This window comes from Fibrobacter sp. (assembly GCF_045601785.1).
Classification (GTDB): Bacteria; Fibrobacterota; Fibrobacteria; order Fibrobacterales; family Fibrobacteraceae; genus Fibrobacter.
In genome coordinates, this window is sequence record NZ_JAZSAF010000064.1 from 43688 (window position 1) to 65546 (window position 21859).

At 52.0% G+C, this 21859-nt stretch carries 20 protein-coding genes; 3 read left to right on the forward strand and 17 right to left on the reverse strand.

Features of this window, described 5'->3' with window-relative positions; translation table 11 throughout:
* Positions 1-2: 2 nt before the first annotated feature.
* Together ACKI61_RS10250 and ACKI61_RS10255 are read right to left on the reverse strand one after the other, a co-directional pair.
* Positions 3-395 (reverse strand): hypothetical protein, encoded by a 393-nt coding sequence (locus ACKI61_RS10250; RefSeq protein ID WP_407457623.1) that lies wholly within the window; start codon positions 393-395, stop codon positions 3-5.
* A complete protein-coding gene (locus ACKI61_RS10255; protein WP_407457624.1) occupies positions 395-1618 on the reverse strand; it encodes a hypothetical protein in 1224 nt (407 codons plus the stop codon). Before ACKI61_RS10255 ends, ACKI61_RS10250 begins: the two co-directional genes overlap by 1 nt.
* Positions 1619-1737: 119 nt before the next feature.
* On the opposite strand from ACKI61_RS10255, the gene ACKI61_RS10260 reads away from it, so the two are divergent.
* On the forward strand, positions 1738-2613 hold the full coding sequence (locus ACKI61_RS10260) for a radical SAM protein (RefSeq protein WP_407457625.1): 876 nt from the start codon (positions 1738-1740) through the stop codon (positions 2611-2613).
* 31 nt (positions 2614-2644) lie between these two features.
* Here ACKI61_RS10260 and ACKI61_RS10265 read toward each other — a convergent pair whose 3' ends face one another.
* Together ACKI61_RS10265 and ACKI61_RS10270 are read right to left on the reverse strand one after the other, a co-directional pair.
* A complete protein-coding gene (locus ACKI61_RS10265; protein ID WP_407457626.1) occupies positions 2645-3235 on the reverse strand; it encodes an inorganic diphosphatase in 591 nt (196 codons plus the stop codon).
* A 104-nt stretch (positions 3236-3339) separates the two neighbouring features.
* A complete protein-coding gene (locus ACKI61_RS10270; RefSeq protein WP_407457627.1) occupies positions 3340-4665 on the reverse strand; it encodes a BamA/TamA family outer membrane protein in 1326 nt (441 codons plus the stop codon).
* Between the two features lie 174 nt (positions 4666-4839).
* On the opposite strand from ACKI61_RS10270, the gene ACKI61_RS10275 reads away from it, so the two are divergent.
* Positions 4840-5304 (forward strand): hypothetical protein, encoded by a 465-nt coding sequence (locus ACKI61_RS10275; RefSeq protein ID WP_407457628.1) that lies wholly within the window; start codon positions 4840-4842, stop codon positions 5302-5304.
* Between the two features lie 54 nt (positions 5305-5358).
* On the forward strand, positions 5359-7926 hold the full coding sequence (locus ACKI61_RS10280) for an ATP-dependent helicase C-terminal domain-containing protein (RefSeq protein WP_407457629.1): 2568 nt from the start codon (positions 5359-5361) through the stop codon (positions 7924-7926).
* A 162-nt stretch (positions 7927-8088) separates the two neighbouring features.
* Here the strand turns inward: ACKI61_RS10280 and ACKI61_RS10285 are convergent, their stop codons facing one another.
* From ACKI61_RS10285 to ACKI61_RS10345, 13 genes are all read right to left on the reverse strand, one after another.
* The gene (locus ACKI61_RS10285) at positions 8089-9645 is read right to left on the reverse strand and encodes a choice-of-anchor I family protein (protein ID WP_407457630.1); all 1557 of its coding nucleotides are present in this window, start codon (positions 9643-9645) and stop codon (positions 8089-8091) included.
* A gap of 21 nt (positions 9646-9666) precedes the next feature.
* Positions 9667-10092: a hypothetical protein gene (locus ACKI61_RS10290; RefSeq protein ID WP_407457631.1), complete on the reverse strand. Its 426-nt coding sequence runs from the start codon at positions 10090-10092 to the stop codon at positions 9667-9669.
* 30 nt (positions 10093-10122) lie between these two features.
* On the reverse strand, positions 10123-11085 hold the full coding sequence (locus ACKI61_RS10295; protein ID WP_407457632.1) for an adenosine kinase: 963 nt from the start codon (positions 11083-11085) through the stop codon (positions 10123-10125).
* Positions 11085-11978, reverse strand: a complete 894-nt coding sequence (locus tag ACKI61_RS10300; RefSeq protein WP_407457633.1) for a rhomboid family intramembrane serine protease — start codon at positions 11976-11978, stop codon at positions 11085-11087. Before ACKI61_RS10300 ends, ACKI61_RS10295 begins: the two co-directional genes overlap by 1 nt.
* Positions 11979-12015: 37 nt before the next feature.
* Complete coding sequence (gene coaD / locus ACKI61_RS10305) at positions 12016-12516, reverse strand: pantetheine-phosphate adenylyltransferase (RefSeq protein ID WP_407457634.1); 501 nt, start codon at positions 12514-12516, stop codon at positions 12016-12018.
* A gap of 87 nt (positions 12517-12603) precedes the next feature.
* Positions 12604-13152 carry a 16S rRNA (guanine(966)-N(2))-methyltransferase RsmD gene (gene rsmD / locus ACKI61_RS10310; RefSeq protein ID WP_407457635.1) on the reverse strand — a complete coding sequence of 183 codons (549 nt, stop codon included), beginning with the start codon at positions 13150-13152 and terminating at the stop codon, positions 12604-12606.
* A gap of 5 nt (positions 13153-13157) precedes the next feature.
* A complete protein-coding gene (locus ACKI61_RS10315; protein WP_407457636.1) occupies positions 13158-14171 on the reverse strand; it encodes a hypothetical protein in 1014 nt (337 codons plus the stop codon).
* Entirely contained in the window at positions 14168-15079 is a 912-nt protein-coding gene (locus ACKI61_RS10320) for a hypothetical protein (protein WP_407457637.1), read from the reverse strand. The genes ACKI61_RS10315 and ACKI61_RS10320 overlap by 4 nt, the downstream gene beginning before the upstream one ends.
* Before the next feature lie 38 nt (positions 15080-15117).
* Positions 15118-15567 carry a ComEA family DNA-binding protein gene (locus tag ACKI61_RS10325; protein ID WP_407457638.1) on the reverse strand — a complete coding sequence of 150 codons (450 nt, stop codon included), beginning with the start codon at positions 15565-15567 and terminating at the stop codon, positions 15118-15120.
* Positions 15568-15584: 17 nt separating this feature from the next.
* Entirely contained in the window at positions 15585-16295 is a 711-nt protein-coding gene (locus tag ACKI61_RS10330; protein ID WP_407457639.1) for a 3-deoxy-manno-octulosonate cytidylyltransferase, read from the reverse strand.
* Between the two features lie 30 nt (positions 16296-16325).
* Positions 16326-16613 (reverse strand): Asp-tRNA(Asn)/Glu-tRNA(Gln) amidotransferase subunit GatC, encoded by a 288-nt coding sequence (gatC, locus tag ACKI61_RS10335; protein WP_407457640.1) that lies wholly within the window; start codon positions 16611-16613, stop codon positions 16326-16328.
* A gap of 75 nt (positions 16614-16688) precedes the next feature.
* The gene (locus ACKI61_RS10340) at positions 16689-19178 is read right to left on the reverse strand and encodes an ATP-dependent helicase (protein WP_407457641.1); all 2490 of its coding nucleotides are present in this window, start codon (positions 19176-19178) and stop codon (positions 16689-16691) included.
* Positions 19179-19371: 193 nt separating this feature from the next.
* Positions 19372-21723, reverse strand: coding sequence for an FISUMP domain-containing protein (locus ACKI61_RS10345; RefSeq protein ID WP_407457642.1), 2352 nt, complete (start codon positions 21721-21723; stop codon positions 19372-19374).
* Positions 21724-21859 lie beyond the last annotated feature (136 nt).

The window sequence follows — 21859 nt, forward strand, 5'->3', positions numbered from 1 at the left end:
CTTTACTTGAACTTCCACTGCAGGGAGTCACCATCAGATTTGATCACCAGGAAAAGGCTTCCCCCGTCCAGACTGAACGATTCCGTTGCCGTCAGTTCTTCACCGGAGCCATCCACCGACTTGGTATAGCGGAGACGGAGCGTAAAATCGCCCACCCAGTCTTCTTCAACAACGCGGCTGCGTTCTCCGGGGAGAACCTTTTCATCAATCCACTTTTTATAGGTATGGTCGCTTTTGACCACATCGACTCCAAGCAGGGTGCAGTCTTCGGTATCGTTCAAAACCTGCAAGCGCGACGTTGAATCGACAAACCAATGGCTGAGGCAGCCCGCCAAGACAAAACAGCAAAGCATCAGCAGCGCAAAGAATGGAATCTGTTTCAGCGAAAATTTCATCAGTTGCCCCCTTCAGAACCGGCCCTTTCATAGCGAATTCCCTTCGCCTCAATCGTTTTCGGAGTTCCGGAATCAGAATTCAGCGGAGTGATTTCGCTCTTTTGGGCACCCTTGGACTGTTGCTTGATGATATCCGTTTCGAGCGGCGCACTGCGGGCGGCACCGCGGTTGAACAGCCAGCCATCAACCGTCGCCAGGTTGAACTTGATTTCGGCGATAAAAGTACCCTTTGCGCCAAAGAAGTTGTCGTAATCGTAAGCAGCATTGTAAGCAAAGCGAACAAACAGCAGGTCAATTGCACCACCCCACAGCCAGTCGTCTTCAACATTTACCACGTCTCCTTCAGCCTTTATCTTGTCACGACGCAGGCATGTGGCTTCGAACCCGATCATGCGGGAAGGATCCGGATAAAACTTGAGAGCTGCGCTGTGGAACCAGGTATCGTCCAAGTCCATCTCGACTTCGGCATAAAGCTGCTGGTTGTAAAGATTCTGTTCCCAGGTAATCCGCATCGAATCTATGTCGGATTCGTCGTCGGCGTTGTACATCGCAAGCGACACATTGGGCAAATACGTCAGCAGTCCCGACTTCTTGCCGCCATAGATAGCGCGGCTTTCCAAGTCGAGCGAAAAACGGAAGAAACGCCAGTCGGCGCGATAGAAGTTCGCCTGGGCGCTCGCCTTGCTGAAACGCAGGTGAGCCCAGCTATAGGCCAGGGAATCGTCTTCGTGTGGATACACCTTGCCCACATGTTCCAAATTCTGGTGCTGCATACCAGCCGCAATCGTCCAATCCATCCTGGCATCGGTAAATGTCAAGCCCCATGTCACCACGGAGCGCTGAAGCGAGAAATCGTTATACTGCGGGAAAAGGAAGAAGTCTTCGCCATCCCAGCCAGAACGGTCAAACCAGAGGAGCGCACCCATGTGGCGGTTTTTAGCCACTTCGCCTGCGCCAAAGGCCGCAAAATGATGATTGAAGGCAAAGCCGTCGTGTTCGCCATACTGACTTTCCAAGGGCAACTGCTCACGGCTCGGCGTATAGTAAAATCCAAAGTCGATATAGCCGCCTCGTCCACCGCGCATAATATCGCTGATTTCGGAAAGGTGACGGTCGCGAGTCACCGCTCCGTCGTTGGCGAGGGCGTATGGCTTGATGCCATCGGCAATTGCAATCCCGACCAGCACAAGTGAAATCAAAGCGGACTTCAATACAAACTGCATACTGGAAAAGTAGTAAAAAGTAGGAAGTAGAAAGTCGACTGTAGACAGTAGGATGTTCTATTTTTTTGCTCTAACGGCATATAGATGCAAGCTATAACTTAGATTACTATATTTAGGGCATGACAGAACAGGAAAAAGCACTGATTGCAGCGTGGAGCAGCCACCCCCGCGAATGGAAAAACAACACCTGGGTGTACCCGGTGATTAGCCGTCGTGCAGGCGGTCTTTCTTTGGGCGTCAACCTGAATCCCGACCATCATTGTTCTTTTTCGTGCGCCTACTGCCAGAGCGGCCCGCAAGAAGGCCACAAACGCATTCCCGTCGACATCGATGCCGTCGAAAACGAACTGCGCAACTTTCTTGAGTTTTACGAATCAGGCGAATTCTCCCGCTGCAATTCTTTCGCCAATGTGCCGGCAGAAAAGAAAGCGCTCAAGGACATCTGCCTTTCGGGTGACGGGGAATCCACCCTCGTCAAGGAATTTCCCGAAGTTTGCCTACGCATGCGACAAATCCAGAAGGACTATGCCCCAAAATTGGGAGCATTTAAGCTAAGACTGATTACAAACGCAAGCCACCTGAACAATCCCACCGTAAAGCAAGGGCTTTCCCAGCTGCTCGAAAGTGATGGTGAAATTTGGGCAAAGCTCGATGCGGGATCCGAAGAATGGTTCAAGAAAATCAACCGTTCCCCGCTCCCTCTAAGCAAAATTTTAGACAACCTAACAGAAGTCATCAAGAACTACCCCATCTGCATCCAGACCATGCTTTGCGACGTGCAGGGAGAAGTTCCTGGCGACGACGAAATCGGGCGATATATCGAGAACCTTCGCCAAATTTACCAGAGCAACCCGCAAAATTTTGTGGAAGTGCAGCTCTACACAGTGATTCGCCAAACTCTGCTCGATGGCGTCATGTCGCTCCCAGTCGAATTCCTCGAAAATACCAAAACAAAAATCACCGACGCCATGCCGGTGAAAGTAAGATGCTTTTAATTGAAAACCGTCGCTAAAAAAGCGGCGTTTTTTAAATCAATTCGTCGGGCGGAAGATGGTCGACGCTTTCGGGTTCTTGGTAGCAAGTTTCAGGCACCTGAACCTGCATCTGGAAATAGGCACGGTGAGCGGCAATCACGCGTTCACGAGCAAATTCAGCATTCTTCCATTCGCCAATCTGAACATCCTTGCCTTCAAGTTCCTTGTAGTTCTGGAAGAAGTTCTTGGTAATGCGGAGGAACATCTGGTCCACATCGCCAATATCCTTGATCGGACGCGGGTTGAACACGGGGACTCCGAGAACCTTATAGTCCTTCTTGCCACCGTCCGTCATGTCAAGCGCACCAATCACGCGACAGGTGCAAACTGTTCCCGTCATCATGGAGGCGGGGCTGTAAATCAGCATGTCGAGAGCATCGCCATCGTCGGCCTTGGTGCTCGGGATAAATCCGTAGGTGCAGGGATAGCTCATGGAGCTGAGCAGGCAGCGGTCCAAGCGGAACACGTGCAGCCGTTCGTCATATTCGTACTTGAGATTGGTGTCCTTACCAATTTCCACGACGCAATCCACTTCGAACGGGTACTTGCGACCAATCGGGAGATCCAGATAGTTAATTGACATTTATACTCCAAAGGCCCACTTTGAGCCCATATTATCTTTTTAATACAAATATAAGTCCTAATTTAGCATTTATCAAAAATTTGTAAAGGGTTGTTTACTCAAAACTACCTGCTGCGCCAACGAGAAGAGGTTACCTTGTCAAAGAGGCCAAAGTAGAACGCGGGTTCTCCCCTATCGGGCCTATAACCCACTTCAAAGCGGATGCGGTCTAGTGCCGGGATAACTAGGTGCAGACCTCCATAGACAGCTCCCTCGTAATCGTCCCAGCCGGGTCGGCCGCTATCCCACAAAAGACTTCCGTCGAGACCAGCCACCAGCTGCACGCCATAGAAAAAGTTGACTCCCATGACACTGGCCGCATGGCGTTCCATCAATACAAAACGTTCCTCGAGCGTCAGCAAAACCTCGTGGACACCCAAACGCACCGAATCAGCTTTATCCTCTTTCCCACCAAGTGCACTGCCGCCACGACCGCGGAAAGTATTCGGGCCTCCGTGATAGTAATAATCGTAGAATTTCACATCACCCGGACGATAACGGGCCAGCACCGTCGCACCAGTCACAAAGCGATTCAAGGACCAGTAGGCACGGGCATCCGTCAGGAGTTCCCAGTAGTTTTCGCCACCCATTCCCTCGCAGCTTTCGCCATCAAATACATCACAACCGGAATCCTGATTGTCTCCAGCGCCCACATGAGTCAGCATGTATTCGTAATAAACACCCCTGCGGGTATCTAGCTTACTGTCGCGGAAATCGAAGGCGAAGCCGAAGCCGAACTCCGGCAAGAATGCGGCTTTCTTTAATTCGCGACCAGCAACCGTTCCCAGAAGAGAAAGGTGCGGCAACATTTCGTAATCCACATCAAGGTCCACAAGCCAGCTGTCGTCCTGATATCCATGGATATCATCGTAACTGTCGGTGCGCAGGAACTCGAAATTCCAGCCGAGCGGAAGGCCGAACAGGTATGGCGAACTCGCATAGAACGCATACTCGTTATTTTCGAGGAACGGATCCGTCGAGGTACGATACTGCACTTCAGCACGGATATCTTCACCAAATACGTTGAGATTCGCGAGAGCAAGGCCGATCATCAACCCGTCACGGTCAGTTTCCTTCCCTGCCGGAGACGGAATCCAGCGGAAGATTTCCTTGAAGTGGTACGTGAGATTTCCGCCTTCACACCCTACCGAGATTTCGGTAAAAAGGTCCAAATCCTGCAAGCGGCGTTTTTCCGCCTCGAACTTTTCGACGGAGAACGGCACCCCCACCTTGTTCAAAAGTTCGCGTTCCACCACACGAGGTTTCGTATGCTCAAGCCCCTCAAACTGGATAGACGAAATAACTGTGCCTTCGGGACAACCCGCAACATCAGCAAAGGCCGCGCCCGAAAAAAGCGCCGTTACAGCACATGTAAAAAGACATCGTTTCAAAAAACTTAACACAAATACGAATATAGAAAAGCTTGCCTCCTTAAAAAAGCGTCGGCCAAGGAAGGGGAGGGTGCAGGGAGGGGACCGTGCGGCCTTCGCAACTCCGAGCCGGGTCCCCTCCCGCATAAATCATTTATTTTTCTATATTTTCTTTCGTAAAGAAAAGAGGTTTTTATGTTAGATTTTCTCGCCAGCTATTGGCCCTTCATTGTTGCCCTTGTCCTGATCGTGCTCGGCGTGTTCGCTTTCCGCGGTGTCCGCAAAGCCCTCAAGGAAGGCGGTGGCGCATTCAGCCTTGAAACCATCAAGAAGAATACCGAGCCGAACTTTGCCGCCCTCAAGCAAAAGTCCCACGCTCTGTTGGCCGATGCCGACATGATTTGCGAAGTCAAGGAAGGTTCGCACCTCGTGGTTCCCAAGAAAGAAGACCTCAAGTTTTTCCGCCGCGCCGTGTCCCAAAAATACAAGCTCGCCATGTTCCTGGTGCCCGGCACCAACAAGGTCGCCTATTTCTTCTGCAAGACCGAACAGGGCCTGCGTCGCCGTATCGACAACTTGGTAATTAACCAGAAGTTCCACGAAGGCAAGAAGCCTTACAACGACGTTGCCACCGGCGAAAAGCTCAAGTTCCCAAGGTAGTAGCGAGCACGGCGCAAAGCGCGACCCATTAGGGGAGCGACCTCACGCCTCAATATGAATTACAAAGACTTAGCACTCGCCGAAGAAGAAGGCAAACTGGAAGCCGCGATAGCGGCTTCTCGCAATTTATTGATTGAAGCGCCGACCGGTTCGGGCAAGTCGCTGTTCATCCCCTACTTTTTAAGCAAGCATTGCAAAGGCCGCGTGGTTGTATTGCAGCCCCGCCGCATTGCGGCGCTCGCACTCGCGCAGTTCTCGGCAAAACTCCACGGAGAGTCTTGCGGCAAGACCGTTGGCTACCAGTTCAGGCAAGACAGTTGCAAGAGCGCAGACACGCGCATTCTCTTTCAGACCTACGGTAACTTTCTGCAAGAGCTCTTGCACGGCAAGTTGGACGCAGACTGGATCGTGTTCGACGAATACCACGAACGCAAAGCCGATATGGACTTGTTGTTCGCGTATTTTAGACGAGAGAATTGCGTTCCTCGTATCGCAATCATGTCAGCTGCACTCAACCGCGACGAGCTGGAAAAAGCCCTCGGCGTCAAGTGCTTAAGCCTCGGCCATCCACTCTACCCCGTCCAGATTATCAACCAAACTCCCGCCTCGGGGACATCACTTGTTTCGGGCATTGGACTTGACGCCGAAGTGGTGCGGGCGCTCCGCACGCTCTACCGCAACAACATCTGGCAAACCACGCTGGTATTTTTACCGGGTAAAGCAGAAATCGCCCGCTGCCACACCGCAGCCTCCGAAGCCTTAGGCAACAACTGCGCCGAATTCCTAGAACTCTACGGCGGACAGGACCGCGAAACGCAAGACCGCATCTTTGAAGTCACCGATCGACCTCGCGTCATCTTCACGACAAACATCGCCGAAACATCCATCACTGTTCCGAACGTAACAGGAGTCGTGGACAGTGGCATTGAACGCGTGAGCCTGTACGACGACAGCGAAAAAGTGAACGTGTTGCGCACACTCCCCATTTCGATGCAGAACGCAATCCAGCGCAGCGGCCGCAGCGGCCGTACGCAAAACGGCTGCGCGATTCGCCTCTGGAGCGAAGAATCCGAAAAGCGCATGCCTCAAGGAATCGTCCCCGAAGTCCTGCAAATCGAGCCCTCGGAATTGATTCTGCAGAAAGCGGCACTAGAAACAGTAGGAAGTAGGAAGTTAGAAGTAGACGAGAGAACGGGCTCTGCCCTACAGACGAGAGACGAGAGTATCGCAAAGATCGAGTTGCCGACGGCGATTCCGGATGCACGCGCAAAAACGGCGACGGCACTCCTCGAAAAATTCGGAATGCTCCAAGACGGAGTCATCACCGCACTCGGCCTCAAGGCAATCCGTACGCCCGTTTCCAGCATTCCGCTCGCGCTGCTCCTCGCATCGGCACAAAGCAAGGCAGATCTCCCCGACTTGCTTCTCGCAGCACTCGCCTGGATTCATTCCGGCACCGAATTCTTGCAGAAAGCAAAAGTCGCCTACGACATTCTGACTCTTGCAAGCGACACATTATCTAAAAGCCGCGACATTCCCCGCGAAGTCAGCTTTACGCTCCGGCAACTGCGGGATTACCGCGACAAAATTGCAAACCCCACACCCCAAAGGTGCGAAGCACCGACCTCAAACCTCATAGCGCATAGCCTTCTTAAGGCTTTCCCCGACAGGCTTGCGACCCCGAGCGGTAACGCCTACAAACTCGCCAATCAGAACGTGATTCGCCTTCAAGTTGCAGAACCACCTTACGCGATTCTCGCCCTCAGCATGCTCCGCACAGGCACCACCAAGTCGGAACTCAAGGTAAACCTATACGCGCCCATCTCGCAAGACATGCTCAGTGGCAACAAAGCCAAAACCCGCTACGAGCTCCTGTGGCGCAGCGGCCAGGAAAGATTCATCGGAGTCGAAATCAGCGAATCCGAAAACGCAGACGGAAGTACAACCGAGCTTTCCCGCAAAGAAATTCTCACGCAAGAGGCATCGCCTAAGGTTCTCGAAGAACTCAAGAAACTCACCGTCGACGCCTGGCGCGAAAAAATTGAGAAGGAAAACTGGAGTGGCAAATTCCTGACCGAAACTGTGCAAACGCTGCTCATCAAGATGCGCCTTGCCGCCAAGCTATATCCCGAATATGGTCTCCCCGAATTCAACGAAGAAGACATGGAACTCATCTTCGACGAATTCGCAAGCGGTAAGTTTCTGCTCCGCGACATTAACGAAGACCGTTACAAGAGCATTGTCGAAGATTACTTTGGCAAGTCCATGCTGCAATGGCTAGGCAAGACATTCCCCGACCATTACACGCTTCCGAACGGCAAGCGCGCCCGTTACAGCTACCAGGAAGTCGCCACAAGCGACGACGGGAAATCCGTGCAAAGCATCGAAGGCGTCTTAGTTGAAATTTCAGCCCGCATCGAAGACTTCATGCAGCTCCGCGGCGAGCACAAAATCGCCGACGGCAAATTAAAAGTCCGGTACGACATTCTGGCACCGAACTTCCGCACGATTCAAAAGACATGGGACCTGACAGGATTCTGGCAAAACACCTATGCTGAAGTGCGCAAAGAGTTGCGCGGGCGCTACCCCAAGCACCCCTGGCCAGAGAGGATTGAGCAATGAGCACGGCACTATAGTGCCTTCGAGGTCGCTCCGCTTAGAGTTCAAGGCTTTCTACAAAAAAACATTTTCTATCGCGAAATCGTCACCAAACTTTTTCTCAAAGCCTTGTATAACAAGGCGACCTCATCACTCAAAGAGAGCCGAAGGCGACCGACCTCGCACCTATTTCACCGTATAAATCGTCAGCGTTTTGCTGTATTCGTTGCCGACAATCAGCAAGGCCTGTTCCGCTAGCGGGCTTTTGTCTGCAGGAATGAAGAGAATTCCTTCGGGGCCACGGTCAAGCGGATCCAGATAATAATCAACAAGCTTCGGCGCAACCGGTTCCGTAATATCAATAACCGCCACGCCGCTAGTGCGTTCCAGCCCGACAAACGCATAACGGCGCCTGCCGACTTCACCCACCGTCACATTTTCAGGTTCACAGCCTTTGTCGGAACTTCGCTTATCCATCTTCAACTTGTTTTTCTTGGAATTCCAGTTGAAGTGTTCCGGCGCAATTTTCGCCAAGGCTCGTTCAAAAAGTTCTCCAGAATCCCAAATCAGCTTACCGGATTCACCATCTAAAATGCTCATGGAGCGCGAGCCAAAGGTGTACATGTAAGGGCACGTTCCGTTTGCCGTGCGGTTTTTACCCGTGTCGCAGCGTTCCAATGCACTTACAGACAATTCCTTCAGTTCCAAAAGCAGCGAATCGGTAAACACCTTGCGATCAAGGCGGTTCTGTTCCATAAGCATCATCGGTGTCGTAACATCGGTCCACGCCTTGTAATCGTTCACAGGAGCACCTTCATTCGCCGTGAGTACAAATGAGCGGCCACCTGCGGTAAACGACGCTATGCCATCGGGCTGGCGCAAGCCCCGAAGCGGATAATTCTTGATGTCAATATGGTTATTGCTCACCGCATCAAGGGCAAAGCCTGCCTTGGAATGGTCCACATAACCCAGCGGGAATACATCTACTACTTTTTTGGCAGAGACATCCACCTTTGCAATGGCGTTGTTTTCTTGCAGGCTCACCCACGCCCATTTAGAATCTTCGGAGACCGTAATGTATTCCGGCTCCAGCGAACGAACAAAACCCTGTACGCCTGGTGCACGAACCCCAGCCGCCTTCAAAGCCGCCGTATCCAAAGCATCAAACCCTGCAACAGACTGTTCTGCACTTTTCCAAAGTTCCACATTTGATGGATCTGCCACAGACAAAATGGAGATTCCCCCCTCGGGATCTTCCGCAAAATCAAGACTCGGCGAACCTTCACAGGCCACCAGCAAATTCTTGCCGTCGGGAGTCCACTTGATCATGTCCGGCTGGCTACAGACCCTATAGAGTCCAAGGACTTCAAGGCTGTCCGTATAGCGCAACACCTGCACCTGGCCATCTTTCCATTCTTCATCTTCGAGCAGACTCACCGCAACTAGGTCACCAAAGACAGTCACGCTCGAAGCATTTCCAGGAATCGACTTTTCGGCAATCTTCTTGGGAAGTCCCGGATTGTTCAAATCTACGACTTCGATTATCTTCGCATCGCCCACCACGAAAAGCTTGTTCTTGCTGGGCATAAATGCCGAAATTTCAGCCGTACTCATCGGCAATGAAGAAAGCGGCTTAAGAACCGATCCCAGCTGAAAGGGGCCCGCCAAAGACGCCTTCATCTTGGCAGAACAAAAACCTGCGCACAGAAGCAGGCTTACAGAAAGCACGGCAATTCTATTCATTCACACCTCATAACAACGGGGCTACTTCATAATGAGCCACATGATCAACAGGCCAATGCCCACACCTCCCAAGAACGAAGAGGATGTCGCCATGGCAGCAGCCCTACGGTCTTCCTGCTCTTTTTCTTGTTTTTTTTCATTCATACCTATTGAGGTGACAAGCATCTGGGCACAAGTTTCGTTGTCCTTCTTGACCGTATTGTAGCTCTTTTCCCAGTTATCGCTTTTTGCCTTTTCAGTTTCGATCACCGCACGCAGGGAATCCTTTTCGACAGAGCAGGCATTACCCTGCACCTGCATCACGCTGTCGCGCAACGCAATTTCCTGCTTGAGTTCCGTTGCCACCGTCGTAGCAGAATCCGCTACCGGCGCAGCCGCTTCATCAGCAAAGACCGCCGACAAAGAAAGGGAGAGCAATACCATTACGATTTTGAAAATTCTATTCATATCCGTTCCACCTTCGCTTCTTCATTTTTACTATCCACGGACAGCCAAAATGCGCTTCCAGCCGTCTTCAGGAATCTGGGCACCCATCACCTGCACCACCTCGTTACTCACGACGCTACCCAAGTTACCGCTGCGTTCCATATCCCAGCCGTTCATGTAGCCATACAGGAATCCCGAGGCCCACAAGTCGCCGGCGCCAGTCGTGTCGATGGCTTTTGCAGGGCCCGCCTGCACATGTACCACCTTGCCGTCTTTGGCAATCAGGGCACCGCGCTTGCCTATTTTCACCACGGCGACTTTCGCCTTCTTCGCAAGCACATCGAGAGCAGCTTCTTCCTTGACACCAGCGTATGCATAAGCTTCGTCTTCGTTCGCGATAATGATATCAATCATTCCCTCGGCGAAGAGTTCGTCAAAGAGCTTGCGGCAAGCTTCGACTACGCCAAAGCTGCTAAAGTCGAGGGCAGTTTCTACACCCAGGGTGCGAGCCAAGGTAAAAGATTTCTTGAAGCAATCGGCGTTAAAGGCGCGGTAGCCTTCGGCATACAGCAGACCTACGCCATCGTAAAGCGCCGGTACAAAGTCGTCGCTAGCGAGGAAATCGGAAGCTCCCAGGTAAGTCCACATGGAACGCTGAGCATCAGGCGTCACTGCACTAAAAACGCAACCGGTAGCGGCATCGGAAAGACCTAGCTTCGATTCCACGCCGTTGTTTTCCAAGTGCTTGGTAAAGATACGTCCCAGTTCGTCGTCGCCAATCTTCGAGATAAAGGCCGCCTTGCCACCCAGGCGAGAAAGACCGACCATGGTATTGCAGGTAGAGCCACCCGGCACGCGCAGCGGATTCTCGAGAGCTCCCAGGAACTTTTCCATCTGCGGCCAGTCCACCATGTTCATGCCGCCCTTCTGCACTCCCTGCGACTCAATCCAGGCGTCATCTACATTAGCCAAAATATCGACAAGGGCTGCCCCCATACCTAAGACTTTCTTCATTAGAAACCTCCTCTGCGGCGGCGCAACTTTTCGCTCGCCTGTAATAAGAATTGTCGTTCAGACTCGTTCAGCGAATTGATTCCCTCGCGGTTGACCTTCTTCAGGATTTCATCCATCCGCTTGTTTTCATCGACATAGAAGACTTCTCCTTCAATGGCATTATCCGGTTCGGCATTCGATTCGAAGCGAGATTTTTCCTCTTTACGGCCACCCTGGTGCACCGTAAACTTTGGGCCACGCATTTTTTCGAATGCCTTGCCGAGGTTACCGAAGCCACGTTCATAAAGGTGCATGTAAAGGAATCCACCCACGACACCGCCCAGGTGCGCAAAATGTGCAACACCATCTCCGGAATGCGCCATAAACACATCGACTGCAACCATGAACCACATGGCATACTTGATTCGCATCGGGAAAAAGAAGAACATCAGAAGCATGCGGTCCGGGAAGAACTTGTAATAAGCAACAAATATTCCCATGAGCGCTCCCGAAGCTCCGATAATCGGGGCATTCGTCATACCAATCCAATACATGACCAGGCTAAATACCGCGGCAAAAATGCCGCAGAAGAAATACATTCCCGTAAAATGCTTCGAGCCCATCATATCGGCCACATCGCTACCGAACATCCAGAGCATGAGCATGTTGAACAGGAAATGCCAAAAGTCCACATGCACGAACATGTATGACACAAAGCGCCACGCCTGCTCCGGGGCAAATGGCCAGAATGCGCCAAAGTAACCGATGTATTCGGCAAGGCTGCCATACCCGAGCCCCGGTAAATTCAAATGTAGTCCAAGAATCTTGCCACCTACAAAAGCAAGTCCAAAGACAACCGCATTTATAATCAGCAGAACTCGCAGAACTTTGGGAAGAAATCTAAAAGGTCTCATGGTTAGTAGGAGGTAGGAAGTTGGAAGTAGACAGTGGTTAGTGGTTGGTGGTTAGTAAAGGTACAGTTTCAGCGGGAACGTATTTCGCAAGTTTTGCACTGCCCGGCTTTGTTTTGCCAATCCCCACCTTCAATAGTTCACGGACTACGGTGCTCGAAACCATCAGGTGTTCGGGAGCGCTAGATAAGAAAACCGTTTCACAATCAGGATAAAGAACCTTGTTGTTCCAGGCGACCGTCTGCTCGTATTCCACATCGGCACCGCCTCGGAACCCACGCACCAAATACTTTGCGCCGATGCGCTTCATCAAATCGACCGTGAGCCCGTCAAAGGATTCCACCTTCACATTCGAAATCTCCGCGACAGATGCGCGGACCATCGCAAGCCGCTTTTCCTCGTCGAACATGTATTTCTTGGATGTATTCACCGCCAAAAGCACATACAGTTCGTCAAACAGCACAGACGCTCGCTTCACGACATCGAGATGGCCCAAGGTAAAAGGATCGAACGACCCTGCAAATACGGCGATTTTCTTCATGCTTACAATTTAGAAAAGTAGGAAGTGAGAAGTAGGAAGTACGAAGTTATATTCAAGAAAATCTGTCTACTTCCTACCGTCTACTGTCTACTTTCTATAGATCACTAGTGACGATTCGCCGTAGCGCCGAACCTGTACCGTTCCCGCCTCGTCGGCTTCTTTCACCCATACGGGCAAGTTTCGGCTGGGAGCCTCGAACACGGCAACGCCCCCCGGATTCAGCCAATCCCAGAACGGGCGCAAATCCGGGTATTCCATGTCCTTGAACGGAGGGTCCGCGTAAATCAGGTCGAAGCCCTCGGTTGCGCAAAGCAAGCCCTTATCAAGCGAAAGGGCGTTCTTTTCAAACAAAGTAAGTCTAGACTCCAGCGACAAAGCCTTGTACGCTTGTAAAACAAGACGCGCCTGGGCATGCGCCATTTCGACCGCCACCACATGCGAAGCGCCTCGGCTCAAGGCTTCGATTCCCATGATGCCAGTTCCTGCAAAAAGGTCCAGCACACGGAAACCTTCGACACCCTGCAAAATGTTAAAGAGAGCTTCCCTAGTACGAGAAGCCGTAGGCCTGGTCTTGGACGTATCCGGGGACGGAACATTCCTTCCCCGCATAAGGCCACCGGTAATGCGAATGGGCATCGTGATTACTTTGTCACAAACATTTCGAAGAGAATGGTCGATGCCATATCCTTCTTGGCCTGACGCATCTCAAGACTGCGAATGCCGACACGGAGCGGAGATTCCGCAACTGACGCGATAAAGGCGTTCAGTTCCGTAAAGTCAGCCGTAGTCGTGATCTTGAAGGTGTAACGCTTGTAGACACCGAACTCTTCGATGATCGGCTTTTCAAAACCAGACAGCTGTACCTTCTGTGCGGCAGCCAGAGCCTTGAGCGACTTGACTTCGCTCACCGCTTCGGCAAGCGGAACGAACGAGGACACCTGGTTCAGGTTCACATTGACCACGCCGAACACGCCGAACGCCGTAATGTCGGTCGCCGGCGCGTTCTCGGGCAGCGGCGGAGTCCTGAAGTCGGAGCTTACCGTACGGAGCCTATCCAAGAAGGACTTCTGCGATGTGGGCTTGGCAGCGACACCGCGCAGGTAGAAGTAGTTCGGTGCCTGGTAGATGCAGTCCGAGAAGCCGACATCGTCAGGAGTTGCCGTATTCAGGAACGCAAGGAACTGGCCGAACGAAGCCTTCTGGAAGGAAAGCTTTTCGAGCGGCAAGTAGGAATTGAAATCCGTACGCTTGTTGTTGAACAAAGCCTGAGGATTGATTTCACCCACGACCTGCTTCACCGTCAATGCGTCACGCTGACGAATAATCGCATTCGCCGCGGCAGCTTCCGCTTCGAGCGAACCACCGGCGGAGGTCTTTTGTCCCATGCCCATGGCAAGGGCTGAACGACTCGGGTCTTCGGCACCAATCAAAGAGAGGTACGGTGCAGGCAACAGGCCCTGCAGCGGGGCAGGAACTCCAGCTACACTCAGGAAGCAGCTGAAGGCGACCACCACGAACAGCGCAGCAAGCACAACAGTCAGAGCCTTCTTACGGGACTTCTTCTGCAATTCCTTAACGCTGGTCACATGGACCGGAGCCACGCTTTCAACGACATCCAAGCGTTCTGCAGCGTCAATCAAGTTTAAATGAATCATACACCCTCCACATTCAAGGCAGCCCCGATGGCACCCACGCAAGAGAGCACCACAGCGGCATCGTCCGCTTCGGTCGGAAGCCTAAGATTAGAGAAAGAATCCATGGGAGTCAGCGAGCATTCCGGCATCTTTTCACGAAGTGCACTCACGAAAGCGAGGTCGTTTGCCATTTCACCGCAAAGCTGAATCGACTTCGTCACGATTGCCGCATTTTCGGACTGCGCCAGCTGGACCTGTTCGGCAATGCTATCTGCAAGGATCTGGTAAGCCTCTTCCTTGGTCTTGTTCACCAAGGAAAGCGTCGATACGCAGCGAAGTGCCGAAAGGTTATCCTTCGTCTGCCAAAGGAGCGTCACGCCGGCATAGTCAGCCTTGACGACACATGTCAGTTCGGTTATGTTTTCGGCGTAATCCAGCAAATTCATAATCGAAAGCACATCGACATCCATAGCCTTCGGGGCAAGCATCTTGTTGCGGAAACCCTTGCGCAGGTTATCGACCCACTGCTCACGAACCGCAATCAGCATGACCGTATAGCCCAGGGACTCTTCGCCGCTCAGGATCTTGTAGTCGATAATGTATTCTTCGGGCTTCGCATTCGTAATCAACGAAACGTACCACCGCACATAGTCGCCGATATTCTTGGTCGCCTCGGCAGGGACATAAATCTGCCGGATAACGGACCTAAAAGCAGGGATCGCCACCGACACGGAATCGACCGATTCGATCTGGTTGAAATCCATCCATCCCTGGAGGACCGTTTCAAAAGCATAGACATCGTCAAGGGGAGCCGTTTCGGTATCGAGAACAGCCGTTTTGAGAACGCGACGTTCAGTCGCATCCAGGAGGGCGACCTTGAGAGAAGCGTCCCCCACTTCTATACCCATGTAAATCTTCGTATCACTCATATTATCAACGACTTATGAAAAAAAATACCTCTTAAAAACTAATCAAAAATTACCCCAGGAAGGAGCTTTTCCAACTTTTTCTTACCAATTCCAGGCACTTTTTTCAGGTCATCGGGGGTTTTGAAGGGGCCATTTGACTCCCGGACGCCCAAAATCTTCTCGGCAAGCTTGGGTCCGACCCCATTCAGAGCACAAAGTTCATCAAGCGTAGCCGTATTAATATGGACCGGCAAAGCCACTTTTTTTCGAATTTTGGGTTCCTTTTTTGGCCGATCTTTTAGGGTAGCGTCATTTTCTGACACAACGCTGTCTCTGGCAGCAACCGAGTCCTCCAAAGCGGGTATAGGGGCTTCGCTTGCAACAATCAAAGCGTCGCCCACTTCGAAGCTTTCGATGGACGGAAGCCCCCAGGGTAAAAAGCGCATTACAATTCCAATGACCAGCAGGCAAAATGCCAGCCGGACCACATTCCTTTCTGGAGCATTCATAGGATAACCTCCGACGGTTACCCTCGACCAAAGGACTTTGTTAGCGCCCCCTCCACAGCTTTTATGTCGGACGGGACATCGACCGAAATAGACGGATACGGACTTTGGACAATGCGAATGGGACGGATTCCCATAATGCGCATTTGCTCCAAGGACCGTTCCTTTTCGACTTCGCTTTGTGGCAAAGAAGAAAACTCATCACGACATCGCCTGGAATAGGCGTAGATGCCCTGATGCTGGAACCAGCGGTGAGCGTCCTCATTCGCCACCGACCGGCTAAAATCCTGTGCGTACCCCTCTTTGACCAAGACCTTGACCACCGTATTGAGTCTAGTCTCGGCAGGGTCCAGGGGACACGCGACCGTAACCCATTCGTCGGGGTGTGCTTCAAGCGCCCTTGCCACATCGCAAAGCACAGACGGCTCCACCAGGGGTTCGTCGCCCTGCAGGTTCACCACCAGGTCCAAGTCGAGGGCCCGCGCGGCAAAAGCGACGCGGTCAGAACCGGTTGCAGCATCCCCGGTCAAGATAAACTCAAAGCCCGCCTGCGAAACCACTTCCGCAATTTCTTCGGAATCGGTCGCGCATACTATGCGGTCAAAGCACTCAGCCAAGAGCGCACGTTCCATGGTGCGCACAATCATCTGTTTACCGAGAATTTTGACCAGGGGCTTGCCCGGAAAACGGCTGGACCCCATACGGGCAGGAACTATGCAGTGCACAGCCATCTTATTCCACACCCCAAAACTATTTTGGAACTAGCCGCCAATAACCTTCGGAATGGCGAAGTGGTCGTTTTCGACCGCCGGGGCGTTCATGAAGGCCTTTTCAAGAGAGAAGCCCTGCACAGGAATATCTTCGCGGAGGATAGTCGCACCGTTTTCGACGGCGGTCATCGGCTCCACATCGGAAAGGTCGAGCGCCTTGAGGGCTTCCAGATGGTTGAGCATCTTGTCCAGGTGCCCCTTCACGGATTCGATATCGCTTTCCGCCACTTCGAGCCTAGAAAGCTTCGCGAGTTTCAAAACTTCTTCACGTTCGAGCATAAAACCTCTTTTCTTACGGCAACAAAATAGCAAAAATTCTGGGCAAAAAAGCAACTCTGAGTTGCTAAATGCGCCCTACCCCACTATTTGCAATGCCGCATACTTCAAAACAATCGTGCGAACCGTCGGATCGTTCCCGAAGCGGACATCCACTCGGGCATTGTCACCCGTGCCATAGCACTTGACAATCGTGCCCACACCGTACTTGGTATGGCGCACGCGAACTCCCGGATGGTACGGATTCTCGCTGAATTCGTCGTATACCACGCGCGGGCCCGTCGGTTCGGCAGGTTTGACCGGGGCGGCAACCTTGATCGGATTGCGGTAAACGATACGCTTATCGTTCTTCTTGACCGAATCGGGAATCGAGGGGCGGCCAAAGCCATGCGAACCGAAGTTGTTCGGACGAGAAGAACTTCCACCAAAGCTCCCCGATGGCCTACGCGGGAAACTGGGAGGAATGTTCGGGCGGGGCGGCCTCGAAAAAGACTGGCCCGAGAAATCCTGGTTGAAGTCGTCGCCACCAAAGCCACCACCAAAATCCGTACATGGCCTAAAGTCGACTACGGACGGGTCAAGTTCCTTTAAAAAGCGCGAAGGAGCAAACGGGCGAATGTTCCCCTGGAAAAAGCGTCGTTCCGCATGGTACAAATACAGACGCTTCTCGGCGCGGGTACAGCCCACATAGAACAGGCGGCGCTCCTCTTCCATCTGCTCGTTCATCTCGGAACCCGAAAGCATCGAGGACATTCGAATGAGCGGAAAAATCTCTTCGTCGCAACCCGCAATGTGCACGGTGTTAAACTCAAGACCCTTCGCCATGTGGATCGTCATGAGTGTCACCTGCCCCTTGGAATTGTCAACCTTCTTGTCGGCATCGGTGAGTAGCGAAATATCCTGCAAGAATGCATCAAGTGTTGCACCCGGATGCTCTTCGTCGAATTCGCGGATGGCGTTCACCATTTCGTCCAAGTTACCGATGCGTTCGTCGGCAGTGAGTTCGTCCTCTTTACGCAGGAATTCCTTATAGCCCACATCGTTGATGATTTTTTCGGCCAAAATCGGAAGCGGCGTTTCGCCTGCGGCAAGCAGAGATTTCCAGCCGAGCACCAGATCGGTAAAACCCTTGAGCTTTGGGGCGGCACGCCCCGTTCCATTGGCTTCTGCCAAAAGATTTTCCCAGAAAGATCCTTCTCCGTTGCGTTCACGCTCCAAAATATTTTCGACGGTCGTCTTGCCGATGGCACGCGGAGGCGTGTTAATCACGCGCAGGTAGGCGGCATCGTCACGCTCGTTAGCCAAGAGGCGCAGGTACGCGAGCACGTCCTTGATTTCTTTGCGGTCCCAGAACCGCATGCCGCCAAAAATGACCGACGGTATGCGGCGGTCATTCAGCGCCTTTTCCAAGGCGCGGGACTGCGCGTTGGTGCGGTAAAATACGGCTGTCTTCGCATAGAAATCCTCGCCTGCCTTCGCAATCGTATCGGCAATCGCCGAAGCTTCGCCGCGGTCGTCCATAAAGTGGCGCACGTGAATGAGTTCGCCCGCATCCTCTTTAGAGAAAACGTTCTTCTGCATTTCTTGCGGACGAATGTTGTGCGCAATCACGGAACCAGCGCCTTTCACGATGTTCGCGGTTGAGCGGTAGTTGCGTTCCAGTTTGACAATTGTCACCGGTGCAAAATCGCGGTGGAAGTTGCGGATAATCTTGATGTTCGCACCGCGCCAGCCGTAAATGCTCTGGTCGTCGTCGCCCACCACCGTCACATTCTTATTTTCGTTTATCAGCAATTTCAACAGTTCATACTGAACGTCGTTCGTATCCTGATATTCGTCCACCACCACATAGCGGAAACGCTGCGCCAGCTGGTCTGCCAACTTTGGCAACTTCTGCAACATGTAGACCGTGTTGAACAAAAGGTCGTCAAAGTCCATGGCGTTAGATTCCTTAAGACGACGCTGGTATTCCGCATAAAGCTTAGCGCGTGCTTCCTCATCGGCAAAGGCCGCCATTTCAAGCGCCACTTCTGGCGTCTGCAGCTGTGCAAAGCCACCCTTGTTCAAGATCGTGTTCTTGTACTTCGAAATAGCCGCATGCAGTTTCTTGACCTCGGAAGCTTCAAAATTATCGCCAAGCTGTTCCCTTAAAATTTCCTTCAAGAGCCGCTTCTGGTCATCGTCATCATAAATCGAAAAATTTCCGTCGTACCACTTGCCGCCCATCGCCGCAACAACTGATTCCTTCGAAAGGCAAAGTTTCAACAGCCGCAGGCACACCGAATGGAACGTGCCCATCCAGGCAAAGTTCATGTTGCTGTCGAGTAACTTCTGAATACGCGACTTCATTTCGCGCGCAGCCTTGTTCGTAAAAGTCACCGCCAAAATGCGGTCCGACTCTACGCCATGCTGAGACACCAAATGTGCTATCTTATAGGTAATGCAACGGGTCTTTCCCGAACCGGCACCCGCCAAAATAAGCATAGGTCCATCAATCTTCTTTGCCGCTGCAGCCTGTTCCGGGTTCAGTTCCTTATCTAAAACAGCATTATCTACAATATTTGCCATGGGGGTCCCTTTTAATACACGGATGTGCAATATAGCAAAAGGCTCAGTCAGGCCAGACCGTACTTTGGGGCCGAAACTGCGAAATCGCTGCGGTATTCTTCATCAGCTTCGTTGTGTTCACCACGATTCCTGACTTTAGCAAGCTCTCGCTGTTCTTGAAATAAGGTGGCCTTGTCAAGTTCGGGCTTGCGTCTTATAGGCCGTTCTTGATGCATCGCACGGAACGGCCTGCACTCTTTGGACGGTCAAACACGGCGACACTGGTGCTGTTGCTGAACATGATGGTGTAGGCGTCGTATGCGTCTTGTTCGGTGGCAGTCCAAAAGTATGCCAAAACCCCTTCGTATTCTAGATTCGATGGACTAGAAGAAATGCCGATGGGCAAAACGGAAAATCCGAAATCGTCCGTTCCGTTGGCATAGCTGTCCGGTTCAGTCCAGCCGGTAGTCGATCTTAAGGACTCGCACTTGTTTTGGCCCGCGCAGCCCGCGTATTCAATAAGCTGTTCGCTTTCTTTCTTGGTGGGCAGGTGCCAACCTTCGGGACAAATATCCTGCATGGCTGTAGCCCAAGTGTACAACCTGCCTCCAACTTCGCAGCGGGAAAGATCTTCTCCAGGACACCAGGAATCCCTTTCTGCCATATTGACATCATGGTAATTCAAGTTCTCCGCCATCCATGTCTGTGCGCTGTCGCCTTCGCCGATGACGACCGTCCTGTAGGTCTTGCCGTCGCGCTTGTCCGTCATGGTCCCATAGCTGATTTTGGGATTCAGGCGGGATTCCTTGGGAACATCCCAGCTCCAGATATCCCATGCGGCCTCTCCTTCGGGAACTTTTAAACAGCGGACATAGATGCCTCCAGTCGCCTTACTGACAGAACTTCCCACCAAGCCATTATAGTCGTGCTCGAAGAGTTTTGTTTCGGCAGTTGTTCTCCCTACATCTTCCAGGTAATATAGCGAAGCGCTCCAGAAATGGGTTAAGAGCCCGGCAGAAGAATAAAACTTGCCAGAATAGCGGTAACCCGCCGGCATAACAGAGAATCCGTATATGTCGTCTCCGTTGCCCCCATTCTTCCAACCGACTTTTGATTTCAAGTTCTTGCCAGATTGACTTCCTCCGGCATTGCGAATGAGCTTTTCCCAATCGGAATCAAAAGGCAGATACCAGCCGTCGGGGCAAACGCCCTGTGTTTGGTACGGAACCTTGCAATATACGCCGTCGCCACATGTAACGGGCTGGCTGCTGTTTGCAAGGGCTACGGAATCGATGGCGGCGCTCCAGGAATAGAGCCTGCCTGCCAGTTTGCAGTTTTCCTCGATGTCTTCGTAGCACCAGGAATGATTTGCCAGATAAGGCATCTTTTCGGTATCGCCATAATTCAGGTTCTCCGCCATCCATACCTGTTTCATGGAGCCTTCACCGATGATGACCGTCTTGTAGGTCTTTCCGTCGCGTTTGTCCGTCATGGTCCCATAGCTGATGGAGTTGTTGAAATAGATTTCCTTAGAATCGCTCCAATCCCATTCCTTGGTTATTGTGGGAACAGGGGTTTTGGCAAGTGTCGCGGAATCGGTAACGCAGCGGACAGAGAATAATTCCATCTTGGCGAGATAATCGAGCCCGCCGATATCCCGTTCAGATCTAAACCCTGCGGCGTAAGCTTGGGTGTAAGGGCTGATGTTGTAGGGGGAGCTCGTCCAGAAATCCGTTCTCGAACCCACTTCGCCAAAGCTCAAAATGTTTGTGAATGGCATCGCGCTTCCTGCAGGCAAAGCCGAAAAGCCATAGTCATCCGTTCCATTTCCATTTTGATTCCATCCTGATTTGGCCTTCAACACTTTACCTGCAGATTCCTTGCCGCCCACGGAGGCGTAAAGGGTTTCCCATTCCTCTTTGCTGGGGAGGTGCCAACCCTCTGGGCAGACTCCGCGAATATTCTTAGGCATGTCGCAAGGAATATCCAGGCCGCATTTGACAGGAGTTTCACTCTTGGCCAGGGCAGCAGAATCGATGGCCATTTTCCATGAATATAGGGCACCTGCAACATTGCAACTGGAACTTTCGTATGCCCAGCATGCGCCTGCGCCACCATCGGTGTAGTTTAGGTTTTCCGCCATCCAGAGCTGAGCCCCTTTGCCGCTTCCGATAGAGACGTATTTATAAGTCTTCATGTCGCGGGCGTCGATAAAGGTCCCGTATTTGATGTCCTTGTTAAAGTACTCATCCTTGGAAACGTCCCAGCTCCAACCCACAGAGGCGATGCTGGAGCTGCTTACGCTTGAATCTGCCTTGCTTGAATCTGCAAGACAAGGGGAGGCGCTCTCGCTGGAACTAGAAAAAATTTCTGAATCAATTGCAGAAGAAATTCCTTCGCCAGAAGACGATTCAGTTTCAGGGATGCCTTCATCTGAATCGTACATGTCATCTTGAGAAGATGAAGATAAAATCTCGTCTGCATCGCTAGATGACGATTTGTCGTTGCCACAAGCAGTAAAAAGTAAAGAAGATAAAGCTGCGATTGCAAAAGTGAGTTTCTTCATGGCAGTAAAATAGCATTTTTCTATTTTTTCCGTCATGCGTGAACAGGAAGGCCGTCGCGCAAACGCCTCAAGCCTTGAACGAATCTTCCATATGTGTCACGGGGTCAATTTTCAAAGACCCTCCAAGAGGGTCTTT

Coding starts and splice junctions, on each gene's coding strand:
- ACKI61_RS10330 (WP_407457639.1), bottom strand. CDS start 16,295: ATGGCTGTGCACTGCATAGTTCCTGCCCGTATGGGGTCCAGCCGTTTT.
- ACKI61_RS10275 (WP_407457628.1), top strand. CDS start 4,840: ATGTTAGATTTTCTCGCCAGCTATTGGCCCTTCATTGTTGCCCTTGTC.
- gatC (WP_407457640.1), bottom strand. CDS start 16,613: ATGCTCGAACGTGAAGAAGTTTTGAAACTCGCGAAGCTTTCTAGGCTC.
- ACKI61_RS10325 (WP_407457638.1), bottom strand. CDS start 15,567: ATGAATGCTCCAGAAAGGAATGTGGTCCGGCTGGCATTTTGCCTGCTG.
- ACKI61_RS10315 (WP_407457636.1), bottom strand. CDS start 14,171: ATGATTCATTTAAACTTGATTGACGCTGCAGAACGCTTGGATGTCGTT.
- ACKI61_RS10285 (WP_407457630.1), bottom strand. CDS start 9,645: ATGAATAGAATTGCCGTGCTTTCTGTAAGCCTGCTTCTGTGCGCAGGT.
- ACKI61_RS10345 (WP_407457642.1), bottom strand. CDS start 21,723: ATGAAGAAACTCACTTTTGCAATCGCAGCTTTATCTTCTTTACTTTTT.
- ACKI61_RS10250 (WP_407457623.1), bottom strand. CDS start 395: ATGAAATTTTCGCTGAAACAGATTCCATTCTTTGCGCTGCTGATGCTT.
- ACKI61_RS10340 (WP_407457641.1), bottom strand. CDS start 19,178: ATGGCAAATATTGTAGATAATGCTGTTTTAGATAAGGAACTGAACCCG.
- ACKI61_RS10300 (WP_407457633.1), bottom strand. CDS start 11,978: ATGAGACCTTTTAGATTTCTTCCCAAAGTTCTGCGAGTTCTGCTGATT.
- ACKI61_RS10255 (WP_407457624.1), bottom strand. CDS start 1,618: ATGCAGTTTGTATTGAAGTCCGCTTTGATTTCACTTGTGCTGGTCGGG.
- ACKI61_RS10265 (WP_407457626.1), bottom strand. CDS start 3,235: ATGTCAATTAACTATCTGGATCTCCCGATTGGTCGCAAGTACCCGTTC.
- ACKI61_RS10260 (WP_407457625.1), top strand. CDS start 1,738: ATGACAGAACAGGAAAAAGCACTGATTGCAGCGTGGAGCAGCCACCCC.
- coaD (WP_407457634.1), bottom strand. CDS start 12,516: ATGAAGAAAATCGCCGTATTTGCAGGGTCGTTCGATCCTTTTACCTTG.
- ACKI61_RS10280 (WP_407457629.1), top strand. CDS start 5,359: ATGAATTACAAAGACTTAGCACTCGCCGAAGAAGAAGGCAAACTGGAA.
- rsmD (WP_407457635.1), bottom strand. CDS start 13,152: ATGCCCATTCGCATTACCGGTGGCCTTATGCGGGGAAGGAATGTTCCG.
- ACKI61_RS10295 (WP_407457632.1), bottom strand. CDS start 11,085: ATGAAGAAAGTCTTAGGTATGGGGGCAGCCCTTGTCGATATTTTGGCT.
- ACKI61_RS10290 (WP_407457631.1), bottom strand. CDS start 10,092: ATGAATAGAATTTTCAAAATCGTAATGGTATTGCTCTCCCTTTCTTTG.
- ACKI61_RS10320 (WP_407457637.1), bottom strand. CDS start 15,079: ATGAGTGATACGAAGATTTACATGGGTATAGAAGTGGGGGACGCTTCT.